General features: G+C 75.9%; 7 protein-coding genes. 3 read left to right on the top strand and 4 right to left on the bottom strand.

Annotated elements, in window-relative coordinates; genetic code table 11:
* The coding region (locus STRAU_RS23585; protein WP_106968017.1) for a bifunctional RNase H/acid phosphatase at positions 1–848 on the top strand (848 nt) is incomplete at its 5' end.
* 28 nt (positions 849–876) lie between these two features.
* On the opposite strand, the gene eda is transcribed toward STRAU_RS23585, so the two are convergent.
* Both eda and yaaA read right to left on the bottom strand, forming a co-directional pair.
* Positions 877–1,512, bottom strand: a complete 636-nt coding sequence (gene eda, locus STRAU_RS23580) for a bifunctional 4-hydroxy-2-oxoglutarate aldolase/2-dehydro-3-deoxy-phosphogluconate aldolase (protein ID WP_016642895.1) — start codon at positions 1,510–1,512, stop codon at positions 877–879.
* A 147-nt stretch (positions 1,513–1,659) separates the two neighbouring features.
* Positions 1,660–2,460 (bottom strand): peroxide stress protein YaaA, encoded by an 801-nt coding sequence (gene yaaA / locus STRAU_RS23575; RefSeq protein ID WP_037661427.1) that lies wholly within the window; start codon positions 2,458–2,460, stop codon positions 1,660–1,662.
* Positions 2,461–2,612: 152 nt separating this feature from the next.
* On the opposite strand from yaaA, the gene STRAU_RS23570 reads away from it, so the two are divergent.
* The gene (locus STRAU_RS23570) at positions 2,613–4,058 is read left to right on the top strand and encodes an RNB domain-containing ribonuclease (protein WP_037661413.1); all 1,446 of its coding nucleotides are present in this window, start codon (positions 2,613–2,615) and stop codon (positions 4,056–4,058) included.
* On the opposite strand, the gene STRAU_RS23565 is transcribed toward STRAU_RS23570, so the two are convergent.
* Positions 4,009–4,641: a hypothetical protein gene (locus STRAU_RS23565; protein ID WP_016642891.1), complete on the bottom strand. Its 633-nt coding sequence runs from the start codon at positions 4,639–4,641 to the stop codon at positions 4,009–4,011. The genes STRAU_RS23570 and STRAU_RS23565 overlap by 50 nt on opposite strands.
* Positions 4,638–5,441: a MerR family transcriptional regulator gene (locus STRAU_RS23560; RefSeq protein WP_016642890.1), complete on the bottom strand. Its 804-nt coding sequence runs from the start codon at positions 5,439–5,441 to the stop codon at positions 4,638–4,640. The genes STRAU_RS23565 and STRAU_RS23560 overlap by 4 nt, the downstream gene beginning before the upstream one ends.
* Before the next feature lie 126 nt (positions 5,442–5,567).
* Here STRAU_RS23560 and STRAU_RS23555 point away from each other — a divergent pair, with 126 nt between their 5' ends.
* Positions 5,568–6,527: an AraC family transcriptional regulator gene (locus STRAU_RS23555; RefSeq protein ID WP_016642888.1), complete on the top strand. Its 960-nt coding sequence runs from the start codon at positions 5,568–5,570 to the stop codon at positions 6,525–6,527.
* The last annotated feature ends 9 nt before the right edge of the window (positions 6,528–6,536 follow it).

Genomic DNA, 6,536 nt, shown 5'->3' with positions numbered 1-6,536 from the left:
CGCTGGCGGGTACCGCTGCCGCTGCCGCGCGGGGCGCCGGAAGCGGCGCGGGCTCCGGGACCGCTTCGGGTGGCCCTTCCGGTGTTTCCGGTACGACGACGGGGGCCGAGGCCGACGTGCGGGCGGCGCGGTCCGTCGCGGTCCAGGCGAGTGTCGTCGGCGAGGAGGCCGCGGGCGGGGAGGCCGTCGCGACGCCGCCCGTAGGGTGGGCCGCGCCGGCCGACCTCGGCGCGCCCGCGACCTTCGTGCTCCTTCGGCACGGCGAGACCCCGCTGACCCCCCAGAAGCGCTTCTCCGGCAGCGGCGGGAGCAACCCCTCCCTCTCCGACATCGGCCGGGAGCAGGCCGTCCGCGTCGCCGCCGCGCTGGCCGCGCGCGGCACGGTCCAGGCCGTCGTCTCCTCCCCGCTCCTGCGCTGCCAGGAGACGGCTCGCACCGTCGCCGCCCGGCTCGGACTCGACGTACACCTCGAAGAGGGCCTGCGCGAGACGGACTTCGGGGACTGGGAGGGGCTGACCTTCGCCGAGGTGCGCGAGCGGCAGCCCGACGAGCTGACCGCGTGGCTGGCCTCGCCGGACGTCGCGCCGCCCGGCGGCGAGTCCTTCGCCGAGGTCACGGCCCGCGTCGAGGCCGCGCGCGACAAGCTCCTGGCGGCGTACGCGGGCCGCACCGTGCTGCTCGTCACCCACGTCACGCCCGTCAAGACCCTGGTCAGGCTCGCCCTCGGCGCGCCGCCCGAGTCGCTGTTCCGCATGGAGCTCTCGGCGGCGTCGCTGTCGGCGGTGGCGTACTACGGGGACGGCAACGCGAGCGTGCGGCTGCTGAACGACACGGCGCATCTGCGCTGACGGCCCGTACGGCCCGCCGCGCGGCGGCTCAGCGCAGGGCCGCCGCGTCCCGGGCCAGGGACTCCACGCGCGCCCAGTCCTTGGCCGCGACCGCGTCGGCCGGGAGCATCCAGCTCCCGCCCACGCAGCCCACGTTCCTCAGACCCAGGTAGCCGGGCGCGGAGGCGGCGGTGATGCCGCCGGTCGGGCAGAAGCGCGCCCCCGGCAGCGGACCGGCGAGGGACTTCAGATACGCGGTCCCGCCCGCCGCCTCCGCCGGGAAGAACTTCATCTCGCCGACGCCCCGCTCGAGCAGCGCCACGACCTCCGAGGCGGTCGAGACGCCCGGCAGGAACGGCAGCCCCGACGCCGACATCGCGTCGAGCAGTGCCGGCGTCCAGCCGGGGCTGACGAGGAAACGGGCGCCCGCGTCCACCGCGTCCGCGACGTTCCGCGCGGAGATGACGGTGCCGGCGCCGACGACGGCGTCCGGCACGGCGTCGGCGATCGCCCGGATCGCGTCCAGCGCGACGGGTGTCCGCAGCGTGACCTCGATCGCCGGCAGCCCACCCGCGACGAGCGCCCGCGCGAGCGGGACGGCGTCTTCGATGCCCTCTACGACTACTACGGGGACCACGGGGGCGAGGTCGAGCACGGATGCCTTGGCGGCGGCAGCGGGGTTCATGCGGTCATCGTGCCCCGCGTCCCGCACCCTGCGCAAAGCCCGTTGCGCCCCCCGCAACGAGGAATCGGCGGACGGGCTCCAAAGAGCCCGTCCGGCGATTGAGGACGAGGAAGGGGCGGGGTTGGGGAAGCCCCCGGCAGGGCCCCCTCAGTGAACCTCCCGCACCACCACATCAAGAGCCCAGGCCCGCCCGGCCCGGCCGGGCGTCTCCGCCTCGACGACGTACCCGAGATCCCGCAACGCGGTGACAAGTTCGGCGGGCCCGGCGGGCGCGCCCCCCGCCGCCAACAGCGCCCGCACCATCCTCCCCTTCGTCGCCTTGTTGAAGTGCGAGACGACGGACCGCCGCTCCACCCCGTCCACGACCTGCGCGTGCAGCACCCGCACGGTCGCCGTCCGCCCGGCGACCTCCCCCTTGGGCCGCCACGCGGCCGCGTACGCGGACGACCGCAGGTCGAGCACGAGCCCGTCCCCGGCGGCCTCGGGCAGCACGGAGGCCATCGGCCCGCGCCAGTACGCGCCGAGCGCCCCGAGCCCGGGCAGCTTCACCCCCATCGAGCACCGGTAGGAGGGAATCCGGTCGGTCACCCCGACCGCGCCCCACAACCCCGAGAAGACGAGCAGCGAGCGGGCCGCACGCCGCTTGGCCGCCGCGTCGAGCGAGCCGAGGTCGAGGGCGTCGTACAGCACGCCGGTGTAGATCTCCCCGGCGGGCCGCGCCCCGGCCGTCCGCAGCTCGGCGTTCTTCGCGACCTCCCCGCGCAGCCCCTCGCCGATCCCGAGCACCTCGCGCGCCTTGTCCTCGTCGGCCGCGCACAGCTCGACCAGTTCGTCCAGGACGGCGGCGCGCGCGTCGGCGAGTCCGGGCAAGGACAGCGACTCCGGCTTCAGGGGCGCGCCACGGCCGGACGCGGCCTTGCCTTCGGACGGCGGCAACAGGACGAGCACGATCACTTCTCCGATTTCGTTCGGCGTACGGCGGGAAACGCGGCGTACGGAAAAAGAGGGGGTGCGGCCCCCGCGAAAGGGTACGGGGTGCCGGGGTGCCGAGCCCGGAACGCCGGGGTGCCGACCCCCGAACCCCGCCCTACGCTCGGTGCATGCCCCGCCGTCAGCTCCATATGACCGGCGCAGCCGAGGCTCCGCTGCGGGCCGCGCTGCGCGACCTGCGCGCCCGGCTCGACGTGCCGGAGACCTTCCCGGCCGCCGTCCTCGCCGACGCCGAACGCGCCGCGGCGGCCCCGCGGCTGCCGGACGAGGACGCCACCGGCATCCCCTTCTTCACGATCGACCCGCCGTCGTCCGTCGACCTGGACCAGGCGATGCACCTGTCGCGGCGGCCGGGCGGCGGCTTCCGGGTGCGGTACGCGATCGCGGACGTGGCCGCGTACGTCACCCCCTCGGGCCCGCTCGACACCGAGGCGCACCGCCGCGTCACCACCCTCTACTTCCCCGACGGGAAGATCCCCCTGCACCCCGCCCCGCTCAGCGAGGGCGCGGCCAGCCTGCTGCCCGACCAGACCTGCCCGGCCGTGCTGTGGACCCTCGACCTGGACGCGGACGGCCGCACCCGGAGCACCGACGTGCGCCGCGCCCTGGTCCGCAGCCGCGCCCAGCTCGACTACGACGGCGTCCAGCGCGCCATCGACGCGGGCACGGCCGAGGAGCCCCTCGCCCTGCTCGCGGACATCGGGCGGCTGCGCGAACAGCTGGAAGTGGATCGCGGCGGCATCTCGCTGAACGTGCCCGAGCAGGAGGTGACCGAGAAGGACGGGCGGTACGAGCTGGGCTTCCGCGCGCCGCTGCCCGCCGACGGCTGGAACGCCCAGATCTCGCTCCTCACCGGCATGGCCGCCGCCGACCTCATGATCGCCTCCGGCACGGGCATCCTGCGGACGCTGCCGACCGCCCCCGACGGCGCGGTCGGCCGGCTGCACCACACCGCGAAGGCCCTCGGCATCGACTGGCCGCACCACGTCCCGTACGCGCGGCTCGTGCGCTCCCTCGACCCGCGCGACCCGCGCCACGCGGCGTTCCTCCAGGAGTGCACGACGCTGCTGCGCGGCGCCGGGTACACGGCGTTCGGCGCGGGCGAGGTGCCGGAGCTGACGACGCACGCCGCCGTGGCCGCGCCGTACGCGCACTGCACGGCGCCGCTGCGCCGCCTCGTCGACCGCTACGCCGCCGAGCTGTGCCTGGCCGCGTGCGCGGGCGAGGAGCCGCCGGAGTGGGTGCTCGCCGCGCTGCCGGAGCTGCCGCGGGAGATGGCCGAGGGCACCCGGCGCGCCAACTCCGTTGAGCGCGGCTGCGTGGACATCGTCGAGGCGGCCCTCCTGAAGGACCGGGTCGGGGAGGTCTTCGACGGGGTCGTGGTGGACGTGAAGGAGCGCGAACCAGCCGTCGGGACCGTGCAGTTGGCCGAGCCCGCGGTCGTCGCCCGGATCGAGGGCGGCGGCCCGGACGGGCTGCCGCTGGGGGAGCGGCTGCGGGTGCGGCTCACCCAGGCGGATCCGGGGCGGGCGACGGTGCTGTTCGCTCCGGCGTGAGCGCGTCGACCAGGGCGCGAGGGTCGTCCGCGTGCAGCCGCACCACGCGGGCCCGGGCCCGCAGCCCCATGGGGCGTACGAAGCCGACCGGCCGGACGAGTTCGACGGTGACCGTCGTCTGGCTGCCGACGGAGACGTCGAGGGTGCCGTCGTCGTGGACCTGGACGTTGCGGCCCTCCGGGTAGCGCCGGTCCACCCGCGCCCGCAGGATGTCGGCGGCCGGGATCCGCAGGTCGAGGAACTGTCCGTACCGCACCCGCAACGACCCGTCCGCGCCCGCCACATGAGGCCGCGTCACACACGCGGCGTGCAGCGCGACGATCTGCACCACCGTGTAGACGTCCACGAACAGGAAGGCGGCGTGCACGGCGGGCCACGGCACGATCAGCGCGAGCACCACGGTCTCCACGACCGCCACGAACCCGAAGCCGAAGAGCAGCGCGGTCTGCGGTCCGGTGTACGCCGCCGGGCGCGCCCCCGCCCCGATGCCGTGCCGCCGCCGGGCCGCCCACAGCGCGAGACTGTGGAACCCGCGCAGCTCGTGGGCGACCAGCCGGCGCAGGACCCGTGCCGCGCGGCTCATGGGGTCCACCCCGTCCGCTCGGTGAGCGCCTTCAGCATCTGCCGGACCGCCGCGGCCTGGGCGGGCGCGAAGTCGTCGAGGAACGCCTCGCCGAAGGAACTCCCCATGCCGGACTCCGTCCGGGGCGACGGGCCGCCGTCCTCACCCCCGTGCGCGAGGACCGCGAGGAGGTCGTCCGGCACGATCGCCGCGAGATCCTTGCCGAGCGGCTCGACCCGGGGGTCGTCCGGTGCCGCGTCGGCGAGATCGTCCATGCGGGCGTACAACTCCCGCATCCGCGCGGCGAGTTCGGGATCGTCGGCGAGCTCGCGCAGGGCCAGATAGATACGGTCGCGGTGGCCCGGGTCGGTGGCGGCGTCGAACAGCGCCAGGTGCTCCAGGTCCTTGGCGGCGGTCGCCGACCCGGCCGGGCCGAACCGCCCGAACAGCTCCGCGAGCCCCGGCGAGACCGGACCCTCGCCCGGCAGCAGCCCCTCCCGCGACATCCGAAGGAGCTCGGCGAGCCGCGCCCGCCGGGCCCGGATGTCCGCCTCCTGCCGGGCCAGGTCGTCGTCCAGCTCGGCCAGGACCTCGGTGAGCTCGCGCCCCTCGTCGTCGGCGAGCACGTCCCGCACCTCCTCGAGGCCGAGCCCCAGCTCGGTGAGCCGCTTGACGCGCGCCAGCAGGATGGCCTGGCGCAGCCCGTACTCGCGGTACCCATTGGGCCGCCGCGCGGGCTCCGGCAGCAGCCCGAGATGGTGATAGTGCCTGATGGCGCGCGTGGTCAGCCCCACGGCAGCCGCGATCTCTCCGATCCGCATGCCCCCAGTAGAAACGTTGACGTCACGACAAGGTCAAGCGCCCGCCCCGCCCCGTCCCGGGCGCCCGTCTCGTACGATCACGGCCTCGGCCACGGACTGGCGTTCGCAAGGTGAGACGGGGGATGTATGGGGCACACCGGACATGCGGGGAATCCCCCTGACGCGCCGCGGGCCACCGCCGGCGAGCGCGCCACCTGGACCCGTGCCCCCCTGGGCGGCGGCACCCTCGACCTCCTCACGGCCCGCTTCGACCGGCACCGCTACGCGCCGCACTACCACGAGGAGTTCACCGTCGGCGTCTGCGTCGGCGGCAGCGAGATCATCGACTACCGCGGCGGCCGCCTGGACGTAGGCCCCGGCGCCGTCGTCGTCCTGGCCCCCGGCGAGCCCCACACCGGCCGCCCCGGCCCGGGCGGCGGCTACGCGTACCGCGCGATGTACCCCTCCGTGGACCTGTTCGCCGACGGCGCTCGCACCCTGCCGCACTTCCGCGAGGCGGTCGTCGACGACCCGCAGCTCGCGGCGGCCCTGCGGGCGGCGCACACGGGCCTGAGCACGGGCCGGGACCCCCTGACCGCCCTCGCCGCCGAGGCCCGCCTGACCGAGCTGTTCACCACCCTGGCCCGCCGCCACGCCGACGTACGCCCCCGGCGTGACGGTGACCGGGCCCCGGTCCCGGGCGCCGCGGCAGTGGCCCGGGCCGTCCGCGACCGCCTGGCCGACAACGTCCTGTCGCCCCCCACCCTCACCGAACTGGCCACCGAACTCGGCCTGTCCCGCTACCAACTCCTGCGCGCCTTCCGTACGACGACGGGGATGCCGCCGTACGCGTGGCTGGCGCAGCACCGCGTCACGCGGGCCCGCGGCCTCCTGGAGGGCGGGCTGCGCCCGGCGGCGGTGGCGGGCCTGGTGGGCTTCGCCGACCAGGCGCATCTGACGCGCTGGTTCAGGAGGGTGGTGGGGGTGACCCCGGCGGCGTACCGCAGCAGCGTGCGCGCCGACACGCCCCGGACGCGCCGGGACGAGGCGGTGGCGGCGCCCGCGGCAACGCTCGACCGGGCGCCCGCAACAACGTTCAAGACGTAACCACCGGCC

It is taken from the genome of Streptomyces aurantiacus JA 4570 (assembly GCF_000414115.1).
In the GTDB taxonomy this organism is placed as follows: Bacteria; Actinomycetota; Actinomycetes; order Streptomycetales; family Streptomycetaceae; genus Streptomyces; species Streptomyces aurantiacus_A.
Note: the sequence above shows the minus strand (reverse complement) of the source record. Positions and strands in the feature narration are given on the sequence as shown.